We start from the raw sequence: 22,650 nt of genomic DNA on the forward strand, positions 1-22,650 counted from the left end.
TCTTTTGCGCCAGGTGAGATTTTTCTCGGCAGCCCCTACAGTACGGACTCTTTTGCGGCTGACTTAAGGACCGATCCATGACGCCGTTTTACGATGCCCGAGGCAATATCTACGCGGTCGTGACGCCTGATGCCGTGCGGCACTGCGGTGTCGAGGTGCCCGCACAGGCAGACCATGCCGCGCAAACCCGCGAGCATTGGGCGTTATTGGCCATCGAGGCATTTTGCGGCTGGGCTCCGGGCACCCGACCGCCCGGCAGCAAGGAGCATCGCTGCGACGGCCTGCTGGTCGGCCCGTTCCAGGCAGCGCCGCCCTTTGACCTGCTGATCGTCAACACCGACGGTACCTTGGCCGAGCGCAGTGGCAATGGCTTGACGATTTTCTCTCAGGCACTCAGTGAGCAAGGGTTGCTGCCGCGCGAGGAAACTTGCGTGCTGCGGGTTCATCACGACAAAAGCGATGCGGTTTCGCCGGTGGAGACCTCAGTGAAACCGGCCGAGGTCGATGGCGTTCGCGGGTTCTGGCTGGACTTGGGCCAACCCTCGTTCGGGCCGCAAGCGGTGGGCGCGCTGGGGGTTGAAAACATGACGCTGAATGGCCGAGATATCAGCCATGTGCAACCGTTGTCGGCGCTCGATCCAGCCTGGGCGCGGAGTCAGTTTGTGCGCATCGGCAATCCCCATTGCGTGACGCTGCTCACCGACGCCGCCACTCTGCCGAGCAATGAGCAGATGCGCGAACCGGCGTTATCCGAAGGGCTGACACGCATCGCTTATGCCACGCCGACCGGCGCCGGGCAGCCCTGTGCGGCGGGGGTGAATCTGCAATGGGCGATGCTCGAATCCGAAGGACGAATCGTGGCCCGAGTGTTCGAACGCGGGGAAGGTCCGACCGCATCCTCAGGTACCAGCGCCAGTGCGGTGGCGTGCGCGGCGTGGCGGGTGGGCTGGGTGAAGGCGGGCGAGGTGAAGGTGGTCATGCCGGGCGGCACGGCGCCGATTTTGTTGGAAGAGCAGGGCGGTGAATTGAGTCGGGTGAGGTTATTCGGTTCGGCGCGGTTGATGGGGTGAATTCAGGATCGCCATCGCGGGCAAGCCTTGCTCCTACAGGTTACGCATCCTGCAGGAGCGAGGCTTGCCCGCGAAGAGGCCCGCCCAGTCAGCGAACATTCACACCTGTTGCGGCCACTCCACCACCGGCATCTGCCGCTTCATCAACACCTCACCCCCGCGAATCGAATACAGCGGCAGGCCCTGGCTGCGAATCACTTCGTAATCGCTGTCCGCCGACAGGATCAGCAAGTTCGCCGGCCGCCCACGCTCAAGTCCGTAGCGATCACCCAGGGCCATGGCTTTGGCGCTGTTGTCGGTCACCAAATCCAGCGCGCTTTGCAGGTTGCGGTAGCCGAGCATATGGCAGATGTGCAAGCCGGCTTCGAGGACGCGCAGGATGTTGCCGTTGCCCAGCGGATACCACGGATCGACGATCGAATCCTGGCCGAAACACACGTTCATCCCCGCTTCGAGCAACTCGTTGACGCGGGTGACGCCGCGGCGTTTCGGGAAGTTATCGAAGCGGCCTTGCAGGTGAATGCTTTCGGTGGGGCAGGAGACGAAGCTGATACCGGAATGCCCGAGCAGGCGGAACAGCTTGGCGCAGTACGCGTTGTCGTAAGAGCCCATCGCCGTGGTGTGGCTGGCCGTGACGCGCGAACCCATGTCGCGGCTGCGGGCTTCTTCGGCGAGCACTTCGAGGAAGCGGGAATGCGGGTCGTCGGTTTCGTCGCAATGCACATCCACCAGGCAACCGGTGCGTTCGGCCAGGTCCATCAGGAATTTCACCGAGCTGACGCCTTGATCCCGCGTGTATTCGAAATGCGGAATGCCGCCAACCACATCGGCGCCCATGCGAATGGCTTCTTCCATCAGCTCGCGACCGTTGCGGTAGGACTCGATGCCTTCCTGGGGGAACGCGACGATTTGCAGGTCGATCAGGTGCCGACTTTCCTCGCGCACTTCGAGCATCGCCTTGAGCGCGGTCAAGGTCGGGTCGGTGACATCGACGTGGGTGCGCACATGCTGGATGCCGTGGGCTGCCAGGGTCTGGATGGTTTTTTTGGCGCGGGTCTTGGTGTCTTCCAGGGTGATGGTGGCCTTGCGCTCGCCCCAGCATTCGATGCCTTCGAACAGCGTGCCGCTCATGTTCCAGCGTGGCTCACCGGCCGTCAGCGTTGCGTCGAGGTGAATGTGCGGCTCGACGAAGGGCGGCACCACCAGGTTGCCGCCGGCGTCGAGGTCGTCGGGCCCCAGGGTCGGGGCTTCGGTCTGGCGGGCGATGTTGCCGATCAGGCCGTTTTCCAGGTGCAACTCATGCAGGCCTTCTTGGTTGCGCAGGCGGGCGTTGATGATGTGCATCAGGCGAATCCTTTTAGAGATCTTGTAGTGGTGCATCGGCAGTGCGGACACCCAGCACGCCGGTCAATATCACATACGTTAGCGCGGCAGCGGCGATGCCTACCAGCGGCGCGACCCACGGCGAGCTGAACGCGGCGATCGTGCCGACCGCATAAGCACTCAGGCCGGGCCAGTTGAACGCCGGCAGCCGGGCATCGGCCAGACGAGGATATTGACCGCGATAACGAAAGAAAAAGTCCGCCATGATCACACCGCCAATCGGCGGAATCACCGTGCCGAGCAAAATCAGGTAGGGCACCAGCAGGTCGTACATGCCCAGCAGCGCGAGCAGCGTGCCGATCACGGCGCCGGCCAGGGTCACGGTTTTGCGCCGGCCGGTGCGCAGCAGGTTGCAACCGGCGACGGCGAAATTGTAGATGGTGTTGTCCTGGGTGCTCCAGATATTGAGCAGCAACATCGCCATTGCCGCCATGGCGAAACCTTGCAACAGCAGCACTTCGACCACGTCCGGCTGCTGATAGACGATCGCCCCGTAGGCGCCGATCAATACCATCAAGCCGTTGCCGATGAAGAAGCCGATCAGGCTCGCCAACACCGCCACCCGCGCCGAGCGCGAGAAGCGCGTCCAGTTAGTCGCCTGGGTCGCACCGCTGACGAAGGTGCCGAACACCAGGGTAATCGCGGTCGACCAATCCAGCGTGCCGCTCGGCAGCACCGCGAGCAAGCCGTCGAGCCCGCCGACCTTCACCGTTGCGACCCACATCGACAGCATCAGCAGCAACATCATCGCTGGCACCGCGATGTACGACAGAATCTCCAGCCCGCGATAACCGACATACGCCGTCGCGCAAAACACCAGGCCGAACAGCACCATCAGCCCCAGCACCGAGCCTTGCTCCAGTTCGAAATACTTGCCCAGCACCACGGCGGCCGTGGCCGTGCCCCAGGCGTACCAGCCGATCTGGGTGAAGCCGAGGATCAAGTCACTGAGCTTGCTGCCCACTTCGCCGAAGCAGAAGCGGCCCATCAATACCGAGTTGAGGCCACTCTTGAAGGCGATGTAGCCGAGGCCGGCGGCGTAAATCCCCAGCAGCAGATTGCCAACGATAATCACCGCCATCATCTCGCCAAAACTGAACGCTACGCCGAGCTTGCCGCCGGCAAACATGGTCGCGGTGAAGAAGGTGAAACCCAGCAGTACCATGGCCGTGGAGGCCAGGCCTTTGCGGGCGTGCATCGGGACTTCGCTGAGGGGGTAATCGTTACCCGGGTCGTTCTGCGTCATGGGGCGTTCCTTGCTGGATGAGAGACGCGAAGGGGGTTGCAGTGGTCGTGCCAGGCGTGGGGTGCTGGGGTTATTTATAGACGAGGCGGGGAACCAGAGCGCGAAAACGGTGCAACGGATGGACCTCAAGACTCATGTAGGAGCGATGATGGCGTGATGATCGTTCCCACGCTCTGCGTGGGAATGCCTCAATGGACGCGCAGCAATCGCTTCTGGAGGGGACGCGGAGCGTCCCGGGCTGCATTCCCACGCGGAGCGTGGGAACGATCATCAACTGATCGAGGGCAAAAACCGCAGCAGCGCCGCGACGATGGCCTCGGGCGCATCTTCCTGCAGCAAATGCCCGGCATTCGGAATCGCCTGAAACCGCGATCCTGGAATCATTCCATGCAACGCCCGCCCGCGTTCAATGGGAATCCACTGATCATCCTCCCCCCACAGGATCTGCACCGGGCACCGAATCGTCGGGTACAGCCCTTCGGCCTCACGGGTATAGCGCTGGTCCATCTGCGCGATCTGTCGGTAGAACGCCGCTTGCCCCGGCTCCCCCAGCCATGGCTGCACATACGGCGCCAGCTCATGGTCGGGGATTTCACGCTGGATCGCGCCGCGAATATAGGCCGGCACAATCGCCCGCTGAATGTAATCGGGCAATCCACTGAACGCCGCCTCATGCTGGCGCACATGCTGCACGAACGGCGATCCCCAGGGCGTCAGCGCCACCGGGTCGATCAGCGTCAGGCTGCGGTAGTGCTTGCCGTTGAGCAGATGCGCGCGCAGGGCGGTGGCGCCGCCGAAATCGTGGGCCACCACGTCCGGGCTATCCAGGCCCCAATGCTCGAGCAATTGCGTCAGCAGTTCGTTTTGCACACCGAGGGACACGTCGCTGTCGGGTTGTGCGGACTGTCCATAACCCAGCAGATCAAAGTAATGCACGCGATGGGTGGTGATGAAGTGCGGCGCAATCCGGTGCCACACGTAAGAAGAAAATGGCGTGCCATGCACGAACACCAACGGCGGGCCGTCGCCCCGTACGGCAAAGCGCACGGAATGCCCATTGAAGCGATAGGTCTGGGGCAGCGGCCAGTCAGTCATCGGGGGTGTCCTCTTGGCAAATGTGAGCCAAAAAGCATAGGCATAAAAAAACCACCGCTGAAGATGGCTTTTGGACTAACTGACGAAACGCATGGCGCGGTGTGGGAGCCTTAGCCCAGCGCCTTGCGCATGTGCACACGGCGCAAACCGTTCTCTTCGACTCGATGGGTTTCGACGTAACCGCGGCGCAGATACAGCGCAATGTTCTCGCTCATCGCTTCGTTGGTGTACAGCCGAATGGACGGGTAACCGGCGTCGAGCGCGTGGCGTTCGGCGAAGTCCAGCAACTGCCGGCCATAACCTTGGCCCTTGACTGCCGGGCTGACCGCGATGTTGTCCAGCAGCAAGTATTCTTCGGTGTCGATCAACACCACGAAGCCGTTGAGTGCCTGTTCATCGGCGAGCACATGGACGCGCCGGGCCAGCACCTGGCTGGCGTAGTCGTCCAGCATCGGCGCGGGTTTTCGGCCGATGCGCTCGATGTACGGCGAGTAAGCCGCCTCGACGATGGCCTCGATCTGCGCGATATCCTCAAGCGTAGCGGGGCGAATAAGCGGTGACATGGGACGGGTTCCTTTGGGCCAAGGATGGGGCCCGACTGTACTCGGCGTGAGAGCGAAACGACAGGCATAAAAAAACCACCGTCGCCGGTGGTTCTTCTCGATCAGGTGGTTTTACTCACCGTGATAGATGCAGCCGCTGGTGCAGGTTTCATGGATACGAATCGCGCTGAGTTCCGGCAGCAGGGGCTTCAGCTCGGTCCAGATCCATTTGGCCAGCACTTCACTGGTCGGGTTTTCCAGGCCAGGAATGTCGTTCAAATAGTTGTGATCGAGGCGCTCGTAGAGCGGCTTGAAGATCGCCTTGATTTCCGAGAAGTCGCGGATCCAGCCCGTGTGCGGATCGAGGTCGCCACTGAGATGGATCGCCACTTTGAACGAGTGACCGTGCAAGCGACCGCACTTGTGGCCTTCCGGTACGTGGGGCAGGCGGTGGGCAGATTCGAACGTAAACTCTTTGAAGATTTCCACAGTGATTTTCAGCTCTGTCAGGTGGCGATCGCCGCGGCGATGTGGGCAGGCGGCGAGTTTACCAGTTTGTCCTGACTAAAGGGTCAGCAGGCGTTCGCCGAGGCGACCGTTGGCGGCCAGCTCCAGAAATTCGTCGCCCATGCGGCGGCTTTCATCCATCGCCGCGCGCCAGTATTTCTGCCGGTTCGGGGCATCGCCCATGAAGCGCTTGAAGTCGTTACGGTCCGGCAACTTGCCGTAGGGCAGGCGCGACAGGTAATCCTTGGACGGCGCCAGCAGCAGGACATCCTGCAAGCGGCTCGAACAGGCACGGCGCCACGGCAGGGTCTTGTCGAACCAACCGGGAATCACCCGATCAGTGAAGTGCGGATAGAGCACGATGTCATTGCCGCTGTAAGGCAGGTCGAGGTGATAGTCCAGCAGACCGCCGTCGCGGAACGTCCCGGCGCCCGCACCCGGCAGGTCGCGCACGCCTTCCATGACCATCGGGATCGAACCCGACGCGAGCAAGGCCTGACGCAGGTTGCCGGCATTCAGGGCGACGAAGCGCGACGGGAAATCGGTCAGCGCATTGACCGGCGGCGCCAGGCGCGGGTCGTGGATGATCAGCCGCTCGAAATGCTTCGATAGCCGCGCGCGGCCTCGCAGGTTGTCGGCGATCACCGACGACAGGCCCAACCCCAGGCGGCCGCGATGGTCGTGGGCGAGCAGGCCGTGGCTCTTGACCACCATGATGTTCAGTCGGTAATGGGCGTTGTCGAGAATCAAGGCATCGCGACCGTCCAGCAACTCATCGAGCATGCGCCGTGAGCTCTGGCTGATCTGCGCCATGGTCACGCCCTTGTCGAAGTTCTGCTCGGTGTACAGATGACCGAGGCGGCGGATACCTTCGGCGGCATCCGGCAGGCACGCGCTGGCGAACCGCCAGGAACCCACCGAGGCGCCAATCAACGAACGCTCCCGTGGCGCCGCGGGCAGCCATTCGCCGAACAGCGCCAGGTCCAGACCTTGAATCCCCAACGCCTTGGGGCCACCGGCCGCTCCCGGCAGCGTGCCGACATCGGCAGCGTCCAGGCCGTTTTCACGAATTCGCGCAAAGGCCCGAGGGCCGGCCTTGAGGGTCAAGGAAGGGAACTTGATGTGGATAGCGGTCATACCGGTCTCGATGTCGGGCAGGCGGGGATTATAGACATGTGTCTTGTCCACCGTAGGAGCCAGGCTTGCCGGCGAAGGCAATTTCATGGACGCCTTCGCCGGCAAACCTGGCTCCTACAGGGTTTTGTGCAGGTCTGTAATGTTGTGTTGTCATGACCAATGATGGCAATTCAGTTTCAGTTAAGTTCGCCCCGTTAAGGTGCACTCCGTAGGCAACACACAAAAAAATACGGAGACACCCCATGAAAACCCTGACTGCCCTGTTCACCGCATCCATCATCGGCCTGACCGCCAACCTCGCCCACGCCCGTGACCTCGGTCCCGATGAAGCCCTGAGACTGCGCGACGCTGGTACCATTGTGTCTTTCGAGAAGCTCAACGCCACTGCACTGGCCAAACACCCCGGTTCCACCATCACCGAAACCGAGCTGGAAGAAGAGTACGGCAAGTACATCTATCAGGTGGAAATGCGCGACCCGCAGGGCATTGAGTGGGACCTGGAATTGGACGCTGTCAGCGGGCAGGTTCTCAAGGATCATCAGGATACGTAATGAAGGTGCTTTCATTTTCACGCACGGCGTTGGTGTTGCTGACGTTTTGCTCGGTGGTCGTGGCGCGCGACCTGGATCAGGACGAGGCGCTGCGCTTGCGGCAGCAGGGCGTGATCCTGCCGCTGGAGCAGCTGTTGCAGCAGGCGCTCGATCGCTATCCCGGCTCCAAATTGCTGGAAGCCGAGCTGGAAGAAAAACACGACGTCTACATTTATGAAGTCGAGTTGCTGACCACCGAAGGCGTGGTCCGCGAATTGGACATCGAGGCCGCAACCGGCCGTTTATTGAAAGACAAGGAAGATTGACCGATGCGATTGCTGCTGGTGGAAGACCACGTGCCCCTGGCCGACGAATTGATGGCCGGCCTCAACCGCCAGGGCTACGCCGTGGACTGGCTGGCCGACGGGCGCGACGCGGTCTATCAGGGCAGCAGCGAGCCTTATGACCTGATCATCCTCGACCTCGGCTTGCCGGGTTTGCCGGGGCTTGAGGTGCTGACCCAATGGCGTGCCGGTGGCTTGTCGACGCCGGTGCTGATCCTCACCGCTCGCGACTCCTGGGCCGAGCGCATCGAAGGCCTCAAGGCCGGCGCCGATGATTACCTGACCAAACCCTTTCACCCGGAAGAACTGCACCTGCGGGTCCAGGCGTTGCTGCGCCGGTCCCACGGCCAGGCCAACCAGCCGACGCTCAAGGCCAACGGCTTGCACCTGGATGAAGGCCGTCAGTGCGTGACCCGCGACGGTGCCGACATTCAACTCACCGCCGCTGAATTCCGCCTGCTGCGCTATTTCATGCTGCACCCGGAACAGATCCTCTCCAAAAGCCACCTCGCCGAACACCTCTACGATGGCGAAACCGAACGCGATTCCAACGTGCTCGAAGTCCACGTCAACCACTTGCGGCGCAAGCTTGGCCGCAGCGTGATTGAAACCCGTCGCGGCCAGGGTTACCTGTTCGGTGGGCAAGCGCAGTGAGGTCGATCCAGCGCCGCTTGAGCCTGGGGCTGATCAGCGTGATGGTGATCGTCGGCCTGGTGCTGGCGCAAACCAGTTTGTGGCTGTTCGAAATGGGCTTGCAGCGCTACCTCGAAGCCGGGTTGCGCAACGACAGCGAGAACCTGCTGTCGGCCCTGGTGCGCGGGCCTCAGGGCTTGCAACTGGATGAGCGACACTTGGCGCCGGCCTACCAGCGGCCGTTTTCCGGGCATTACTTTCGCATCGATTTTGCCGACAGCCACTGGCGCTCCCGTTCGTTGTGGGACCAGGAACTGCCAAAACTGGATCACGCCGGGTTGCACAGCAACCTGCAACTGGGGCCGGAAGGCCAGCAACTGTTGATCTTGCGCTCGGACTACCGACGGCTCGGCCAGTCGATTTCCATCAGCGTGGCCCAGGATTACACGCCGGTGCGCGAGAGTTTCATGCGCATGCAACAGGTCGGGCTGGGCCTCGGTCTGGCGGGGTTGCTGCTGATTCTGCTGCTGCAACGCATTACCGTGCAGCGTGCCTTGCGTCCGCTGGAAAAAGCCCGCGAGCAGATCGCTCAATTGCAGCAGGGCCAACGCTCGCAACTCGACGATCAGGTGCCGGTAGAACTGGAGCCACTGGTGGCGCAGATCAACCATTTGCTGGCCCACACCGAAGACAGCCTCAAGCGTTCGCGCAATGCCCTGGGCAACCTCGGCCACGCCTTGAAAACCCCTCTGGCGGTGTTGCTCAGCCTGGCGTCCAGCGAAAAACTCGACGCCCATCCGGAGTTGCGCAAGGTCATCCAGCAACAGCTGGAACAGGTGCAGCAACGGCTCAATCGCGAACTCAACCGCGCGCGCTTGTCCGGCGACGCGTTGCCGGGGGTGCTGTTTGATTGCGATGCGGAGCTGCCAGGGTTACTCGCCACGTTGAACATGATCCACGGTGAGCACCTGGATTTGAGCTACCGCGCCCCGGCCGGTTTGCTGCTGCCCTGGGACCGCGAGGACTTGCTGGAACTGCTCGGCAACCTGCTGGACAACGCCTGCAAATGGGCGGACGCCGAGGTTCGCTTGAGCGTGGTCGACATGCCTGAAAAGTTTGAGCTGAGCGTGGAAGACGATGGTCCGGGGATTCCCGAAAACCAGCGCGACCAGGTGTTCAGTCGCGGCACACGGCTGGATGAACAGACCGATGGGCATGGCCTGGGCCTGGGCATCGTGCGCGACATCGTCGACACCTGGGGCGGTGGATTGCTGTTGCAGGAAAGCGAGTGGGGCGGGTTGAAGGTCGTGATCGAATTGCCCAAGCGCTGATCCAGAACCACCTCCTGTAGGAGCAAAGCTTGCTCCTACAGGGGTGGTACGAAACGTCGTCTACGTGTGATGAATCTCCCGATCCTTGGTTTCCGGCATGAAGAAAATCCCCAGCACCGCCGTCATCACCGCAATCACTATCGGGTACCACAACCCGTAATAGATATCCCCCGTGGCCGCGACCATCGCAAACGCCACCGTCGGCAGGAACCCGCCAAACCAGCCATTGCCGATGTGATAGGGCAGCGACATCGAGGTATAGCGGATGCGCGCCGGGAACAGTTCCACCAGCCACGCCGCAATTGGGCCGTAGACCATGGTCACGTAGATCACCAGGATGGTCAGCAGCAACAGCACCATCGGGTAGTTGGTCTTGGCCGGATCAGCCTTTTCAGGGTAACCGGCGTCCTTGAGCGCCGTGCCGAGGGTCGCGGTGAACGCGTCGTTGCGGGTCTTGAAGTCCGCGGCCGGCAGGCTGGTGCCTTCGAAGCTCGGGATCACCTTGTCGCCGATGCGCACCTGGGCGACGGTGCCCGGCTCAGCCTTTACGTTGGTGTAGGGAATCGCGCGCTTCGCCAGCAGAGTTTTGGCCAGGTCGCAGGAACTGGTGAATTTGGCCTTGCCCACCGGGTCGAACTGGAACGAGCACTGGTCAGGATCGGCGATCACCGTCACCGGATTTTTCTCCTGGGCGATGAACACGTCGGGGTTACCGTACTGGGTCAGTGCATGGAAAATCGGGAAATAGGTCACCGCCGCGAGAATGCAGCCGGCCATGATGATGCCCTTGCGCCCGATGCGGTCGGACAGGCTGCCGAAGATGACGAAGAACGGCGTGCCGATCAGCAGCGAACCGGCGATCAACAGGTTGGCGGTCTGCGGGTCGATCTTCAGGGTTTGCAGCAGGAAGAACAGCGCATAGAACTGCCCGGTGTACCACACGACAGCCTGGCCGGCGGTGCCGCCGAGCAGGGCCATGATCACGATTTTCAGGTTGTCCCAGCGGGCGAAGGATTCGGTCAGCGGCGCCTTGGAGGACTTGCCTTCGGCCTTCATCTTCAGGAACACCGGCGACTCGCTGAGTTGCAGGCGGATGTACACCGAGACGATCAACAGCAGGATCGACAGCAGGAACGGAATCCGCCAGCCCCAGGCCTCGAACGCTTCGGTGCCGAGGGCGGTGCGGCAGGCGAGGATCACCAGCAGCGACAGGAACAGGCCGAGGGTCGCGGTGGTTTGAATCCACGAGGTGAAGTAGCCGCGTTTGCCTTTCGGCGCATGCTCGGCGACGTAGGTTGCCGCGCCACCGTACTCGCCGCCCAACGCCAGGCCTTGTAACAGGCGCAGGGTAATCAGGATGACCGGCGCCGCGACGCCAATGGTCGCGTAACCGGGCAGGAAACCGACCACGGCCGTGGAGACACCCATGATGACAATGGTGATCAGGAAGGTGTGCTTGCGCCCGATCATGTCGCCCAACCGGCCGAACACAATCGCGCCGAAGGGCCGCACGGCAAAGCCTGCGGCAAAGGCGAGCAGGGCGAAGATGAAGGCGGTGGTCTCGTTGACGCCCGCGAAGAAGTGCTTGGCGATGATCGCGGCGAGGGAGCCGTAGAGGTAAAAGTCGTACCACTCGAACACAGTGCCCAGGGACGAGGCAAAGATGACCTTGCGCTCCTCCTTGGTGATGCCGTGGTGGGGCGCGCTGCCTGTGCCCGTGGTTGTGCTGTCGATTACGGCCATGGGTTTTCTCCGTCTTGCTCTTGTTGTAGGCCGGAGCACCTCAAAATACCCGTGTTGCCGCACCCAGGCCCTGGGGCTGATGTTGTCGGATTGCCCTTAGAAGCATAATCAGCTTCGCGCAAATATCCACTCGCCGGCCCGCAAACCCTAACGCCAGTCAGTCGATCGTTCCCACGCTCTGCGTGGGAATGCCTCAATGGACGCTCTGCGTCCGCGTTTGAATGGGACGCGGAGCGTCCCGGGCTGCATTCCCACGGGCCGCGTGGGAACGATCAGTTACCTCAGGTCAAACCCGGAACTGGTCCATCAAACTCTGCTGCTGATTGGCCAGGCTGTTAAGCGACTGACTCACTCTGGCCGATTCATTTGCCTGCCCGGACAACGATTCGGTCACATCGCGAATGGTCGCCACGTTGTTGTTGATCTCCTCGGCCACCGCGCTCTGTTCTTCCGCAGCGCTGGCGATTTGCAGGTTCATGTCGGTAATCACCGTCACCGCCTCACCAATCTGGCGCAGGGCGGTCACGGCCTGGCTGACTTGCTCGACGCTGCTCTGGGCCTGGCGATGGCTGTTGTTCATAGAACCGACCACCTCCTGAGTGCCGCTTTGCAATTGCTCGATCACCTGACGGGTTTCCTCGACCGACTCCTGGGTACGCCGCGCCAGGTTGCGCACTTCATCGGCGACCACGGCAAAACCACGGCCGGCTTCACCGGCACGGGCCGCCTCGATCGCAGCGTTGAGGGCCAGCAAATTGGTCTGCTCGGCAATGGCGCGAATCACTTCCAGCACCGAACCGATCTTCTCGCTGTTCGCCGCCAGCCCTTCGACTTGCACCATCGCTGCGCTCATGTCGGCGGCGAGGTTATCGATGCTGGTGGTGGTGCGGTCAATCACGGTCAAGCCCTGACGGGTCGCCTGGTCGGCATCGCGCGCGGCGTGAGCGGCTTGGGCTGCGCTGCGGGCGACGTCCTGGGCGGTGGCGCTCATTTCGTGGGACGCGGTGGCCACCTGATCGACCTGGCGATATTGCTGCTCCATGCCGGCGCTGGTCTGGGTGGCGATGGCGGAGGATTGGTCGGCGGTGCTGCGCGCGTCCTGCACCGAGCGCTTCACTTCGGCGATGATCGGTTGCAGCTTGTCGAGGAAACGGTTGAACCAACCGGCCAACTGGCCCAGTTCGTCCTGCTTGTCGTAGGCCAGGCGCCGGGTCAAATCACCTTCGCCGCTGGCGATGTCTTCCAGCATGTGGGCCACGCCGAGAATCGGCTTGGTCACGCTGCGCGCCATCAACCACACCAGCAACAGGCCGATCAACGCGGCGAGTACGCCGAGGCCGAGTTCGACCAGACTGCCGGCACGGTTGCTGTCATCGAGCTGTTTTTTCAGCGCTTCGGCCGGGCCGACCAGGACTTTCTCCGGCACGTCGAGCAACACGCCCCAGGACTTGCCGCCTGGAATCGGCTGGAACGGCGACAGCACTTTCAACTGCTCGTTGCTGTGCAGGCTGGTGGTTTTGCTGCTGGTGCCGAGCAGGCGAATCAGCTCGGCGCCGTTGATCTTGTCCACGGCATCCAGGCGCTGGCTGAGCTTGCTGGCGTCCGGGCTGTAACCGGCGAGCAGGCCGACCGGGCTGAGGATGCTGACGCTGGTCTGGCCGTCATAGAGCTTTTTGCTCGCGCCCTGGCTGACCGCTTGCAGGCTGTTGAGGTTGATGTCCACCGACAACGAGGCGATGACTTTGCCGTTGACCATCAGCGGGAACACGATGCTGGTCATCAGCACGTTCTGGCCGTCGATCACATAGAAGTAGGGTTCGATCACGCACGGTTTGAGCGTGGTGCGCGGGCAGGTGAACCAGGCATTGGCCGCTTCGCCGCTGGGGCCGGTGCTGGTGTCGGCCATGTCGCTTTCGGGCAGCGACATCGAGGTCAGTTTGCCCGCTGTCGGCTGCGACCAGTACAGGGCAAAGCGACCCTTGTCGTTGCTGCCGAGCTCGGCCTGACCGGCGAACAGTTCGTCCTTGCCGTCCAGCGCATTGGCTTCGAACACCAGGGACAAGCCAAGCAGTTCCGGGTTGGCTTGCAGCGCCGACTTGACCTGGCGGGTCAGGTCTTCGCGCAGGTCGAAGGCATCGAGAAAGCGCTTCTCCGCCTGCTCGCGCAGGAACAGCACCTGCCGCGAAAAGCCGTGGCCATATTGATAGGCGTCCATGAACTGCTGGCGAATCCCCAGCGCCTGGTTTTCACCCTGGGACTCGATCCGCGCCTGGGCGGATTCGGTGAGCATCTCCATGCTCGACGCTTTCACCAGCGCGGAGCTGTGCTCCATGCGATACAGCGAAAGACCCACCAGCAGCGTCACGATCCCCGCCAGGCAGAGCCCGGCCAGCAGGGTGATTTTCCATTGGATGGAGAGTTGTCTGAGCGACATGGAGAGACGTCCTTATTCGATATTTATCTGAGACTTTGCACTGTAACGGCTGCGAATCGGCTTTCTTTATCTGTTCAACTAAATAAGAAGTCACACAAAACCCTGTAGCAACTGGCGAAGCCTGCGTTCGGCTGCGCAGCAGTCGTGTTCCAGCTGACGCGGTGTGTCAGGAGGAGCGTGCACACAGGTTTTACGACCGCTTCGCGGGCGAACGCAGCCTTCGGCAGCTGCTACAAGGGGCGGCGTTCGCGTTGAAAAAGGAGCGGCGTTGGCTTTGACAAGGTGGCGACCGTGCGGCACAGTGCGCGCCCTCTAATAAAACCCATTCCTTATTTCGCTGGCGGCGCTTCGCAGACTGCCGGCGGAGCTCATTCCGCTTGCCCTGAGGTAACGATGATTAATGCTGTAATTGCCGCGGTTGGCGTCATGCTGATACTCAGCCTGTCCCGCGTGCATGTGGTGATCGCGCTGATCGTCGGCGCGCTGGTGGGTGGCCTGACTGGTGGCCTGGGCATCGACGCGACACTGAAAGCTTTCAACAGTGGCCTCGGCGGCGGGGCGACGGTGGCGTTGTCCTATGCCTTGCTCGGTGCCTTTGCGGTGGCGATTGCCAAGTCCGGCCTGGCCCATGCCCTGGCGGACAAAGCCTTGGCGATGGTTGATCGTCAACACGCCAGCGGCGGCGGTTCGGTCAAGTGGCTGCTGATCGGCTTGCTGTGGGTGGTGGCCATCGCTTCCCAAAACATTCTGCCGATACATATCGCCTTTATTCCGTTGCTGGTGCCGCCGCTTTTATATGTGCTGACCAAACTGCAACTGGATCGGCGCTTGATCGCTTGCGTCATGACCTTTGGCCTGATCACGCCGTATATGTTCCTGCCGGTGGGCTTCGGCAACATCTTCCTGAATGAAATCCTGCTGGCCAACGTCGCCCGCAGCGGCGTCGACATCAGTGGCATCAACGTCACCCATGCCATGGGCATTCCGGCGTTGGGCATGGTGGTGGGCCTGGCCGTCGCGTTCATCAGCTACCGCAAGAAACGCGTCTACGACCTGGAAAAAATCGAGAAAGTCGAGCAGGTCGCGGTGGAGTACAACCCGCTGAGCCTGATGGTCGCCGGCGTGGCCATCGCGGCGGCGTTCATCATTCAGTTGCTGTTGGATTCGATGATCATCGGTGCGTTGGCGGGTTTCCTGATCTTCTCGGTGTCGGGCATCGTGAAGTGGCGCGACACCGACGACCTGTTCACCGAAGGCATGAAGATGATGGCGATGATCGGCTTCATCATGATCGCCGCCTCGGGGTTTGCCGAAGTGATGAAAGCCACCGGTGACGTGCAGTCGCTGGTGCAGGCTTCGGCGTCGTGGATTGGTCACAGCAAAGGCGTCGGCGCGTTGTTGATGTTGCTGGTCGGCCTGCTGGTTACCATGGGCATCGGCTCGTCGTTTTCCACCGTGCCGATCCTCGCGGCGATCTTCGTGCCTTTGTGCGTGCAATTGGGTTTCAGCCCGATGGCGATCGTCTGCATCGTCGGCACGGCCGGCGCCCTGGGTGACGCCGGTTCCCCTGCCTCGGACTCGACCCTCGGCCCGACCTCGGGCTTGAACATCGACGGCCAGCATCACCACATCTGGGACACGGTGGTCCCGACCTTCCTGCATTACAACCTGCCGCTGCTGGCGTTTGGCTGGGTAGCGGCGATGGTCCTCTGATCGCGCCCCCTGTAGGAGCGAGGCTTGCCCGCTCCTACAAGGGACTTGTAGTCGATGATTCAACTTTTGATCTGGCCTGCCGTTACAGCCTTTAACCACGCCAATAAAATCAAAAGAGTGAACCGTCATGCGCATGAGCCTGAAGGCTAAAGTCCTGTCCCTTGCCGTTCTCCCGGTGTTGCTCTTTGCCCTCGTCATTAGCCTGACCACGCTGTTCATTCTTCAGGAACAGGCGCGCAAGGAGGTCGAAGACACCCGCCAGAGCCTGCTCAAGGACGCCAAGGCCACCCTGCAAAGTTACGTCGCCGTGGCCATGACCGCGATCAAACCCCTTTACGACGCCGCCGCCCCTGGCGATGACGCCGCGCGGGCGCAAGTGGTCAAGTTGCTGTCTAGCATCAGCTACGGCAAGGACGGCTACTTCTTCGGCTACGACTCCAACACTGTGCGCCTGTTCAAGGCCAACAGCCCCGAAGGCGTGGGCCAGAGCTTCAAGGACAACCGCGACCCGAACGGCGTCTACGTCAACCGCGACCTGGTGAAAGTCGCGAAGGACGGCACCCACTATTTGCAATACAGCTCGCCGCTGCCCGGCAACAGCCAGGTGCTGGTGCCCAAGCTCGGCTACACCGAATACCTGCCGAAGTGGGACATGGCGGTCGGCACTTCGGTCAATCTCGATGGCATCGAAGCCCAGGTGGCGCTGGTCCAGGCCAAGGTCACCGAACGGATGGAAGGCGTGGTGCTGAGCATCGTCGGGATTGCGGTCATCGTGTTGCTGGTGATCGCTGCTGCGGGGATGCTGCTGGCCAACGCGATTCTGCGGCCACTGAACCTGATGAAAGCCAACCTCGATGACATCGCAGCGGGCGAGGGCGACCTGACTCGGCGCCTGACCATCACCAGCGAGGACGAACTCGGGCAACTGGCCGGCTCGTTCAACCGCTTCGTCGACAAGATCCACGGCCTGGTGCGGCAGATCACCGAAATGACTTCGCAACTGACCGGGCTGGTGAATCAGGTGTCGGATCAAGCCCAGCGCTCGGATCAGGCGATGGAGCGTCAGCGTCACGAGACTGACCAGGTCGCCACGGCGATCAACGAGATGTCCGCCGCCGCCCAGGAAGTGGCCAAGAGCGCGCAAAACGCTGCGGTCGCCGCCCAGCAGACCGATGCTGAAGGCCAGGCTGCCAAGCGTGTGGTGGCCGGCAGCATCGTCAAGATTCATGCGTTGGTGGATGACATTCGCACCAGCGGCGTGTCCCTCGACAGTCTGCAAAAAGACGTGTCGTCGATTGTCAGCGTGCTCGGGGTGATCCGCTCGATTGCCGAGCAGACCAACCTGCTGGCCCTGAACGCGGCCATCGAAGCCGCCCGCGCCGGTGAGGCCGGTCGTGGTTTTGCGGTGGTGGCGGACGAAGTACGAGCGTTGGCCAGTCGCACGCAAATCAGTACCCAGGAAATCCAGGGCATGATCGACCGCTTGCAGGCCGGCACCCAGTCGGCGGTGGAAGCGATGCGCCGTTCCAGTGAGGCCGGCGACGGTACCTCGGCCCAGGCCAACGAAGCGGGGGCTTCGCTGGACACCATGGCGCAGTTGATCGGCACCATCAATTCGATGAACGCGCAGATCGCCAGCGCGGCGGAAGAGCAGACGGCCGTGGCGGAAGAGATCAACCGCAGCGTGCATCAGATCGCGGTGGCGGTGGACAGCGTGGCGGATGAAACCCAGTTGGGGGCGCAGACGTCCCGCAGCTTGGCGGACCTCGGTCAGCGTCTCGGTAAGCTGGTCGGCCAGTTCCGCATCTAGACCGCGACGCACTCCCTGTAGCAGCTGGCGCAGCCTGCGTTCGGCTGCGAAGCAGGCGTAAACCCTATGCTCGCGGTTTACCTGACCCACCGCGCTGTCTGATTTCGCGACTGCTTCGCAGCCGAACGCAGGCTACGCCAGCTGCTACAAAGGCACCTATGGCCTGTCCCAATACGGCACGGTCCCAAAACACTCCATATAAAAATCAATCACCGTGCGCACCTTCACCGACAACCGTCGGCTCCCCGGCCACAGCACGGCAATCTGCTGCGGCTCAAGGCTATTGGACACCTGATAGTCCTTTAGCACCGGCACCAGCGTCCCCGCGCGCACCGCTTCGCCGATCAGCCACGACGGAAACATCACCAGCCCCAGCCCCTGTTCGGCGGCTTGGGTGAGGGTGTCGGCGTGGTTGCCGGTGATCGGTCCTTTCACCGTGTAGGGTGTCCAGTCCTGCTGACCTTGACGAAAAAACCAGCGCTGCTGCCCGGTCACGCCTTTGTAAGCCAGGCATTGATGGGCGGCGAGGTCGTCGGGGTGGTGCGGGATGCCATGGCGCTCTAAATACGCGGGGCTGGCGGCCACTTGGAAGCGATGGGGCGCGAGGATCCGCGCCTGCATGCTCGAATCGTGCAGCGGGCCGATGCGAAACAGCAGGTCGGCGCCTTCCTGCAGCGGGTCGACATAGCTGTCGGTCTGCTGAATATCCAGTTGCAACTTCGGATAACGCTCACAGAGTTGCCCCAGCCACGGCGTCAAATGCCGTTGGCCAAACACCACCGGCGCATTGATCCGCACCAGGCCGCTGGGTTCGCTTTGCTGTTCCTGCAAGGCTTGTTCGGCTTCCTCCAGTTGCACCAACACCAGTCGCGCGTGATGCCCGAGCATGCGTCCGGCTTCGGTCGGCGTGACCGCGCGCGTGTGGCGATAGAGCAACTGCTGATTCAGCGCTTGTTCCATCAACTGGATCTGCCGGGAAATCGAAGAGGGCGCCAGGCCCTCGCGGCGGGCGACTTCGGAAAAACTGCCGTGGTCGAGCACCGCGACAAACAGCCGAAGTGCCTTGAATCCCAGCTCGTTGAGGCCGTGCATGTGTATACCTGCTGTGCGAGTTGCGCAAAAGTGTTGTCCGGATGCTCCCATTTATCGCAAAGCACCGCCAGCCGATAATGCGCGCCATTGTTTCCTTGAATGGGTTTTCCTTATGCAGTCTTCTTCAATCGACGACGTTGCAGTTGTCGCAACGCCCGCCACCAAACCTGGGTTGCGGCTGTTGCTGCTGCCCCTGGTCATCCTGGCCGGCATGGGCCTGTCCGTGGAGGCCGGTTTGCTCGGGCCGCTCGGGGTTCAGGTCGGGCACTTGTGGGCGACCCTGAGTATCTTCGGCGTCGGCTCGGCGATTCTGTTTCTGCTGTTGCTGTTCAGTGGCCCGCAGCAAGGGCCGGCGCTCAGTGAGTTGCCGCGCTGGCAGTTGATCGGCGGTTTTCTCGGCCCGATCTACGTGGTGGTGCTGACCCTGGCCACGCCGCACATCGGCGTCGCCATGACCATGATCGCGATCCTGTCGGGGCAGGTCGGCAAGAGTGTGCTGATCGACCACTTTGGCTGGTTCGGCGCCACTCGCAAAAAGGTCAACGGTGAACGTTGGCTGGCGTTGCTGCTGATTGTCGCGGCACTTGTTCTGATCGCTCGGGGTTGATGATGAATCTGATTATTTTGTTGGCGGTGGTCGTGGCGGCTGGCGCGGTGTTGAGTGTCCAGGCAGCGATCAATGGGCGATTGGGTGAAACCGTCGGTGTGCTGCGCAGCAGTTTGCTGACCTTTGTCGTCGGCGCGGTGGTCAGCGGCTTGCTGATCCTGTTTTTCGAACCGGCCCACGCCGTGAGCCTGCTGGACGTGCCGAAATGGCAACTCAGCGGCGCGCTGTTCGGCGTGGTGTACATGATGGTCATGGTCGGCGCGGTGCCCCGAGTCGGCACGGCGGTGGCGACCGTGGCGGTGATCATCGGGCAACTGGGCATGGGCATGTTGATCGACAACTTCGGCTGGCTCGGCAACCCGGCGATTGAATTGTCGGGGAGCCGGATCCTGGCGATGGTGTGCCTGGCGTTGGCGTTGGTGTTCATGTATCGCAGCAGTACCCGAACTTCCGCTTGATACCGATCCCGTAGCAACTGCCGAGCCTGCGAGGCTGCGTTCGAGGACGCAGGCTTCGCCAATCCTGTGTACGCGGTTTTCCTGACCCACCATGGTGCTTGATTCTACGACCGCTTCGCGGCCGAACGCAGCCTCGCAGGCTCGGCAGCTGCTACAGACCTTCATTTGGCGTTCAAGCTCCTACACTGGTTAATACGGTGCGCATCCGTCGCACCGGACGACCATAACAGTGGAGTCCGCCCCCATGATCGACAGTGAAAGTATCTGCGACTGCCCAAAATGTTCCTGCAAGCTGGGCCAACATCCCATCGCGCGCCACGGCAAGCACTATTGCTGCGAAGCCTGCGCCAAGCACCATGCAGGCGGTGAAGAATGTACCGGCAAGGGTTGCAAATGTGCCCACGGATGACCGTTCGCCGCAAAAAAAGTGGAGCCACTGGGGCTCCATTTTTTGTTTTAGACGTTCCTTGTCCTCCTTATGAAAATTAGCTCGCCGGTCGCCATTTGACGTTCTCGACGCCGAATTTCTCCGCCAGCGGTTTGCTGGTCTTTTGCACCTTTTCACGGCCGAATCGGGGTATTCGCCCGACCCCGGCGTCGCAACTTGCCCAATGCCAAGCCTCCGCGTTGTCCATCTTGTCCTGGCGGATAATGAAAGACTTGGGGACGCCATGAAGGGTGTATTCAATGACGAAGAGTTTTGCGTTGTTCATAAAGCCCGTATTCCTCCCTGTGGTAATAGAGGGATCGCGGGCGGCGCTGAAAATTCACTCGGATTGTCAGACGGCGGTGTCACTGGCGGCGCGCCAGACGCCTCGTTACCATGGCGACTTCCGCCAACGTCAATGAACGCTGCCCATGGCCCTCGCCGCACCGCCCGACCTGACTGACACCGATGTGCCCGTGCAACCGCTGGCGCGGACTTACCCGCGTGGCTTGTTTATCGAGCCTCATGAGCACGTCTGGGGCCAATTGTTGTATGCCATGAGCGGGGTGATGTGGGTCGAAACGCCGCACGAAGCCCTGGTGGTTCCGCCGCAACGGGCGGTGTGGTTGCCGCCCGGCGTGCCCCATGGGATTCGCGTGGTGTCGGACTTGCAGATGCGCAACATCTACTTGCGACCGGCGCTGGCGGCGACCCTGGATGACAGCGTGCAGGTGATCGAGGTCGGCGGGCTGCTGCGTGAATTGATCGTCGGCCTGGTGGAGCAGGGCGACGACGGTGCGCCGGAGTATTACGAGGCGCTGGTTGGCCTGGCCTTGCTGGAGCTCAAGCGGGCCAAACGCTCGATGCTGAAAATCCCGCTGCCGGACGATTCTGATCGACGTTTGTTGAACCTGTGCCAGGCGGTCATGGCCGCGCCGTCCCTGGACATCGCGTTTGAACAACACGCCGAAAACGCCGGGGCCAGCGTGCGCACCCTGGCGCGGTTGTTCAAGGATGGATTGGGCATGGGCTTCGCCGAGTGGCGACGCCAGGTGCAACTGGCGACGGCGGTGGCGGAGTTGATCCAGGGCGTGCCGGTCAGCGCGATCGCCCGGGAGCTGGGTTACTCGCCGAGCAGCTTCAGCGATATGTTCCGCCGGGAACTCGGTGTCGCGCCTTCGCAATTCAACGCGAATCGGTAAGGCGAACACTAACCCTGTAGGGAATTGTGGTGTTGGTGAGTGTTTGGCCGAAATTCAGAAGCCCTTGGCCGATTGGTTTTGTCGCCTTTCCCTAGACTCTGCGCATACCCCCTGTGCCACGGAGTCTGTCATGAACTACCTCATTTCGCTGGCCATCGGCCTCGGCGTCGGTCTGCTTTACGGCGCGCTGGATTTTCGTTCCCCGGCACCTCCAGCCATCGCGCTGGTGGGGTTGTTGGGCATGCTCGCCGGTGAGCAGTTGTGGCCCATGGGCCGGCAGTTGATTGCCGGCTGGTTCGCCTGAAACCCTTCATCCCTTCAATGGACGCTTCCCCCATGAAAGCTTTGCAATTCGACAAGACCGGCGATCTCTCGGCCCTGCGCTACGTCGAGGTCCCCACCCCTGTGGCCGGCGATGGTGAAGTGCTGGTGCAGATCAAGGCTGCCGGCCTCAACCCCAGCGATGTGAAGAACGTGCTCGGGCGTTTTCCCTACACCACCTTGCCACGGATTCCCGGTCGGGATTTCGCCGGGGTGGTGGTGGAAGGGCCGCAAGCGTTGATCGGTCAGGAGGTCTGGGGCACCGGCCGTGAACTGGGCTTTTTCGCCGACGGCTCCCATGCGCAATTCGTCAAGTTGCCGGCCAACGGCGTGGCGCTGAAACCGACGCACCTGAGTTTCGCCCAGGCCGCCAGCCTCGGCGTGCCCTACACCACGGCTTGGGATGCGTTGGAACGTAGCCTGGTGACGGCGGGCACACGCTTGCTGGTGATCGGTGGCGGGGCGGTGGGCAGTGCGGCGCTGGCGCTGGCCAAGGTGCGTGGCGCTCAGGTGCTGGCGGCGGCGCGGCGGGTGGAGCAGGTCGAGGAATTGCAGGCCCAGGGTTATCAGACCCTGCAACTGGACAAGCCCGAAGACCTCGGCTCCCAAGTGAATGCCGTGTATGCCGGTGGCGCGGACGTGATCTTCGACACTACGGGGTTCTGGCTGCCGGCTTCGGTTGCGGCGCTGGCGCCGTTCGGCCGCATTGCGATCATTGCCGCACCGGTGGACGGCCATGTGCAATTGCCGGCGCTGGCGTTGTATCGCAAGGGTGGGTCGGTGGTGGGGATCAATTCGCTGCTCTACGGCGTTCAAGCCTGTGCTGCGATGCTGGATCAGTTTGGCCAGTTCTTCGATCAGGATTTGTTGCCGTTGCCGCAGGGGTTGGTGGAATCGTCGTTGGCGCAAGGCGTGGAGCGTTATGCCGAGGTGAATCAGGGCAGTGGTGACAAGGTGATTTTGTTGCCGTAACCGATAGAGGTGTTGAATGGTCGGGCCCCTTCGCGGGCAAGCCTCGCTACCTG

The 22,650-nt window shown here is 62.0% G+C and carries 22 protein-coding genes and 3 pseudogenes; 14 read left to right on the forward strand and 11 right to left on the reverse strand.

The window, feature by feature from the left end; all coding sequences use genetic code 11:
• The first annotated feature begins 77 nt into the window (after window positions 1-77).
• A complete protein-coding gene (locus HKK53_RS30805; RefSeq protein WP_169373872.1) occupies window positions 78-1,070 on the forward strand; it encodes a diaminopimelate epimerase in 993 nt (330 codons plus the stop codon).
• A gap of 99 nt (window positions 1,071-1,169) precedes the next feature.
• Here HKK53_RS30805 and codA read toward each other — a convergent pair whose 3' ends face one another.
• The 6 genes from codA to HKK53_RS30835 form a co-directional block, all read right to left on the reverse strand.
• Window positions 1,170-2,414: a cytosine deaminase gene (gene codA, locus HKK53_RS30810; protein ID WP_149661325.1), complete on the reverse strand. Its 1,245-nt coding sequence runs from the start codon at window positions 2,412-2,414 to the stop codon at window positions 1,170-1,172.
• Window positions 2,415-2,427: 13 nt separating this feature from the next.
• Window positions 2,428-3,699 (reverse strand): cytosine permease, encoded by a 1,272-nt coding sequence (gene codB, locus HKK53_RS30815; protein ID WP_169373873.1) that lies wholly within the window; start codon window positions 3,697-3,699, stop codon window positions 2,428-2,430.
• Window positions 3,700-3,969: 270 nt separating this feature from the next.
• A complete protein-coding gene (locus HKK53_RS30820; RefSeq protein WP_169373874.1) occupies window positions 3,970-4,794 on the reverse strand; it encodes an alpha/beta fold hydrolase in 825 nt (274 codons plus the stop codon).
• Between the two features lie 110 nt (window positions 4,795-4,904).
• The gene (locus HKK53_RS30825; RefSeq protein ID WP_169373875.1) at window positions 4,905-5,357 is read right to left on the reverse strand and encodes a GNAT family N-acetyltransferase; all 453 of its coding nucleotides are present in this window, start codon (window positions 5,355-5,357) and stop codon (window positions 4,905-4,907) included.
• A gap of 111 nt (window positions 5,358-5,468) precedes the next feature.
• The gene (queD, locus tag HKK53_RS30830) at window positions 5,469-5,825 is read right to left on the reverse strand and encodes a 6-carboxytetrahydropterin synthase QueD (RefSeq protein WP_123409926.1); all 357 of its coding nucleotides are present in this window, start codon (window positions 5,823-5,825) and stop codon (window positions 5,469-5,471) included.
• A gap of 75 nt (window positions 5,826-5,900) precedes the next feature.
• A complete protein-coding gene (locus HKK53_RS30835) occupies window positions 5,901-6,980 on the reverse strand; it encodes a patatin-like phospholipase family protein (RefSeq protein ID WP_169374321.1) in 1,080 nt (359 codons plus the stop codon).
• 242 nt (window positions 6,981-7,222) lie between these two features.
• On the opposite strand from HKK53_RS30835, the gene HKK53_RS30840 reads away from it, so the two are divergent.
• Genes HKK53_RS30840 through HKK53_RS30855 form a run of 4 tightly spaced genes read left to right on the forward strand, consistent with a single transcriptional unit; the run spans window position 7,223 to window position 9,818 of the window.
• Window positions 7,223-7,531, forward strand: a complete 309-nt coding sequence (locus tag HKK53_RS30840; RefSeq protein WP_169373876.1) for a PepSY domain-containing protein — start codon at window positions 7,223-7,225, stop codon at window positions 7,529-7,531.
• A complete protein-coding gene (locus HKK53_RS30845; RefSeq protein WP_169373877.1) occupies window positions 7,531-7,836 on the forward strand; it encodes a PepSY domain-containing protein in 306 nt (101 codons plus the stop codon). Before HKK53_RS30840 ends, HKK53_RS30845 begins: the two co-directional genes overlap by 1 nt.
• Window positions 7,837-7,839: 3 nt before the next feature.
• Window positions 7,840-8,508: a response regulator transcription factor gene (locus HKK53_RS30850; RefSeq protein WP_169373878.1), complete on the forward strand. Its 669-nt coding sequence runs from the start codon at window positions 7,840-7,842 to the stop codon at window positions 8,506-8,508.
• Window positions 8,505-9,818, forward strand: a complete 1,314-nt coding sequence (locus HKK53_RS30855; protein ID WP_169373879.1) for a sensor histidine kinase — start codon at window positions 8,505-8,507, stop codon at window positions 9,816-9,818. The genes HKK53_RS30850 and HKK53_RS30855 overlap by 4 nt, the downstream gene beginning before the upstream one ends.
• 60 nt (window positions 9,819-9,878) lie before the next feature.
• On the opposite strand, the gene HKK53_RS30860 is transcribed toward HKK53_RS30855, so the two are convergent.
• The 3 genes and pseudogenes from HKK53_RS30860 to HKK53_RS33135 all read right to left on the reverse strand — a co-directional run.
• Entirely contained in the window at window positions 9,879-11,561 is a 1,683-nt protein-coding gene (locus tag HKK53_RS30860) for an MFS transporter (RefSeq protein WP_169373880.1), read from the reverse strand.
• A 286-nt stretch (window positions 11,562-11,847) separates the two neighbouring features.
• Window positions 11,848-12,603 (reverse strand): methyl-accepting chemotaxis protein, encoded by a 756-nt coding sequence (locus HKK53_RS33130; RefSeq protein WP_429527938.1) that lies wholly within the window; start codon window positions 12,601-12,603, stop codon window positions 11,848-11,850.
• 102 nt (window positions 12,604-12,705) lie between these two features.
• Window positions 12,706-13,995, reverse strand: a pseudogene (locus HKK53_RS33135) (HAMP domain-containing protein); the annotation flags it as partial.
• Between the two features lie 396 nt (window positions 13,996-14,391).
• Between HKK53_RS33135 and HKK53_RS30870 the strand changes: the two are divergent.
• The 3 genes and pseudogenes from HKK53_RS30870 to HKK53_RS33145 form a co-directional block, all read left to right on the forward strand.
• Window positions 14,392-15,708 (forward strand): Na+/H+ antiporter family protein, encoded by a 1,317-nt coding sequence (locus tag HKK53_RS30870; RefSeq protein ID WP_169374322.1) that lies wholly within the window; start codon window positions 14,392-14,394, stop codon window positions 15,706-15,708.
• 133 nt (window positions 15,709-15,841) lie between these two features.
• Window positions 15,842-16,612, forward strand: a pseudogene (locus tag HKK53_RS33140) (cache domain-containing protein); the annotation flags it as partial.
• 393 nt (window positions 16,613-17,005) lie between these two features.
• Window positions 17,006-17,518: pseudogene (locus HKK53_RS33145) on the forward strand (methyl-accepting chemotaxis protein); the annotation flags it as partial.
• A gap of 156 nt (window positions 17,519-17,674) precedes the next feature.
• Here the strand turns inward: HKK53_RS33145 and HKK53_RS30880 are convergent.
• Entirely contained in the window at window positions 17,675-18,610 is a 936-nt protein-coding gene (locus HKK53_RS30880; protein ID WP_169373883.1) for a LysR family transcriptional regulator, read from the reverse strand.
• A gap of 112 nt (window positions 18,611-18,722) precedes the next feature.
• Between HKK53_RS30880 and HKK53_RS30885 the strand changes: the two genes are divergently transcribed.
• The 3 genes from HKK53_RS30885 to HKK53_RS30895 all read left to right on the forward strand — a co-directional run bounded on the left by HKK53_RS30885 (window position 18,723) and on the right by HKK53_RS30895 (window position 20,084).
• On the forward strand, window positions 18,723-19,217 hold the full coding sequence (locus HKK53_RS30885; protein WP_169373884.1) for a DMT family transporter: 495 nt from the start codon (window positions 18,723-18,725) through the stop codon (window positions 19,215-19,217).
• Window positions 19,218-19,219: 2 nt separating this feature from the next.
• A complete protein-coding gene (locus HKK53_RS30890) occupies window positions 19,220-19,675 on the forward strand; it encodes a DMT family transporter (protein WP_169373885.1) in 456 nt (151 codons plus the stop codon).
• Between the two features lie 244 nt (window positions 19,676-19,919).
• Entirely contained in the window at window positions 19,920-20,084 is a 165-nt protein-coding gene (locus HKK53_RS30895; RefSeq protein WP_169373886.1) for a metallothionein, read from the forward strand.
• Window positions 20,085-20,160: 76 nt separating this feature from the next.
• On the opposite strand, the gene HKK53_RS30900 is transcribed toward HKK53_RS30895, so the two are convergent.
• Window positions 20,161-20,388, reverse strand: coding sequence for a DUF6555 family protein (locus HKK53_RS30900; protein WP_133840608.1), 228 nt, complete (start codon window positions 20,386-20,388; stop codon window positions 20,161-20,163).
• Window positions 20,389-20,533: 145 nt separating this feature from the next.
• Here HKK53_RS30900 and HKK53_RS30905 point away from each other — a divergent pair, with 145 nt between their 5' ends.
• The 3 genes from HKK53_RS30905 to HKK53_RS30915 all read left to right on the forward strand — a co-directional run bounded on the left by HKK53_RS30905 (window position 20,534) and on the right by HKK53_RS30915 (window position 22,597).
• Window positions 20,534-21,304 carry an AraC family transcriptional regulator gene (locus HKK53_RS30905; RefSeq protein ID WP_169373887.1) on the forward strand — a complete coding sequence of 257 codons (771 nt, stop codon included), beginning with the start codon at window positions 20,534-20,536 and terminating at the stop codon, window positions 21,302-21,304.
• A gap of 130 nt (window positions 21,305-21,434) precedes the next feature.
• Window positions 21,435-21,608, forward strand: coding sequence for a DUF1427 family protein (locus HKK53_RS30910; protein ID WP_133840606.1), 174 nt, complete (start codon window positions 21,435-21,437; stop codon window positions 21,606-21,608).
• Between the two features lie 32 nt (window positions 21,609-21,640).
• Window positions 21,641-22,597, forward strand: a complete 957-nt coding sequence (locus HKK53_RS30915; RefSeq protein ID WP_169373888.1) for a quinone oxidoreductase family protein — start codon at window positions 21,641-21,643, stop codon at window positions 22,595-22,597.
• Window positions 22,598-22,650 lie beyond the last annotated feature (53 nt).

The sequence above is a fragment of the Pseudomonas sp. ADAK7 genome (assembly GCF_012935675.1).
GTDB lineage: Bacteria > Pseudomonadota > Gammaproteobacteria > Pseudomonadales > Pseudomonadaceae > Aquipseudomonas.

Coding starts and splice junctions, on each gene's coding strand:
- HKK53_RS33130 (WP_429527938.1), bottom strand. CDS start 12,603: ATGGAGCAGCAATATCGCCAGGTCGATCAGGTGGCCACCGCGTCCCAC.
- HKK53_RS30840 (WP_169373876.1), top strand. CDS start 7,223: ATGAAAACCCTGACTGCCCTGTTCACCGCATCCATCATCGGCCTGACC.
- HKK53_RS30880 (WP_169373883.1), bottom strand. CDS start 18,610: ATGCACGGCCTCAACGAGCTGGGATTCAAGGCACTTCGGCTGTTTGTC.
- HKK53_RS30820 (WP_169373874.1), bottom strand. CDS start 4,794: ATGACTGACTGGCCGCTGCCCCAGACCTATCGCTTCAATGGGCATTCC.
- HKK53_RS30910 (WP_133840606.1), top strand. CDS start 21,435: ATGAACTACCTCATTTCGCTGGCCATCGGCCTCGGCGTCGGTCTGCTT.
- codB (WP_169373873.1), bottom strand. CDS start 3,699: ATGACGCAGAACGACCCGGGTAACGATTACCCCCTCAGCGAAGTCCCG.
- HKK53_RS30915 (WP_169373888.1), top strand. CDS start 21,641: ATGAAAGCTTTGCAATTCGACAAGACCGGCGATCTCTCGGCCCTGCGC.
- HKK53_RS30805 (WP_169373872.1), top strand. CDS start 78: ATGACGCCGTTTTACGATGCCCGAGGCAATATCTACGCGGTCGTGACG.
- HKK53_RS30850 (WP_169373878.1), top strand. CDS start 7,840: ATGCGATTGCTGCTGGTGGAAGACCACGTGCCCCTGGCCGACGAATTG.
- HKK53_RS30835 (WP_169374321.1), bottom strand. CDS start 6,980: ATGACCGCTATCCACATCAAGTTCCCTTCCTTGACCCTCAAGGCCGGC.
- HKK53_RS30885 (WP_169373884.1), top strand. CDS start 18,723: ATGCAGTCTTCTTCAATCGACGACGTTGCAGTTGTCGCAACGCCCGCC.
- HKK53_RS30860 (WP_169373880.1), bottom strand. CDS start 11,561: ATGGCCGTAATCGACAGCACAACCACGGGCACAGGCAGCGCGCCCCAC.
- HKK53_RS30825 (WP_169373875.1), bottom strand. CDS start 5,357: ATGTCACCGCTTATTCGCCCCGCTACGCTTGAGGATATCGCGCAGATC.
- HKK53_RS30900 (WP_133840608.1), bottom strand. CDS start 20,388: ATGAACAACGCAAAACTCTTCGTCATTGAATACACCCTTCATGGCGTC.
- HKK53_RS30895 (WP_169373886.1), top strand. CDS start 19,920: ATGATCGACAGTGAAAGTATCTGCGACTGCCCAAAATGTTCCTGCAAG.
- HKK53_RS30905 (WP_169373887.1), top strand. CDS start 20,534: ATGGCCCTCGCCGCACCGCCCGACCTGACTGACACCGATGTGCCCGTG.
- HKK53_RS30890 (WP_169373885.1), top strand. CDS start 19,220: ATGAATCTGATTATTTTGTTGGCGGTGGTCGTGGCGGCTGGCGCGGTG.
- codA (WP_149661325.1), bottom strand. CDS start 2,414: ATGCACATCATCAACGCCCGCCTGCGCAACCAAGAAGGCCTGCATGAG.
- HKK53_RS30845 (WP_169373877.1), top strand. CDS start 7,531: ATGAAGGTGCTTTCATTTTCACGCACGGCGTTGGTGTTGCTGACGTTT.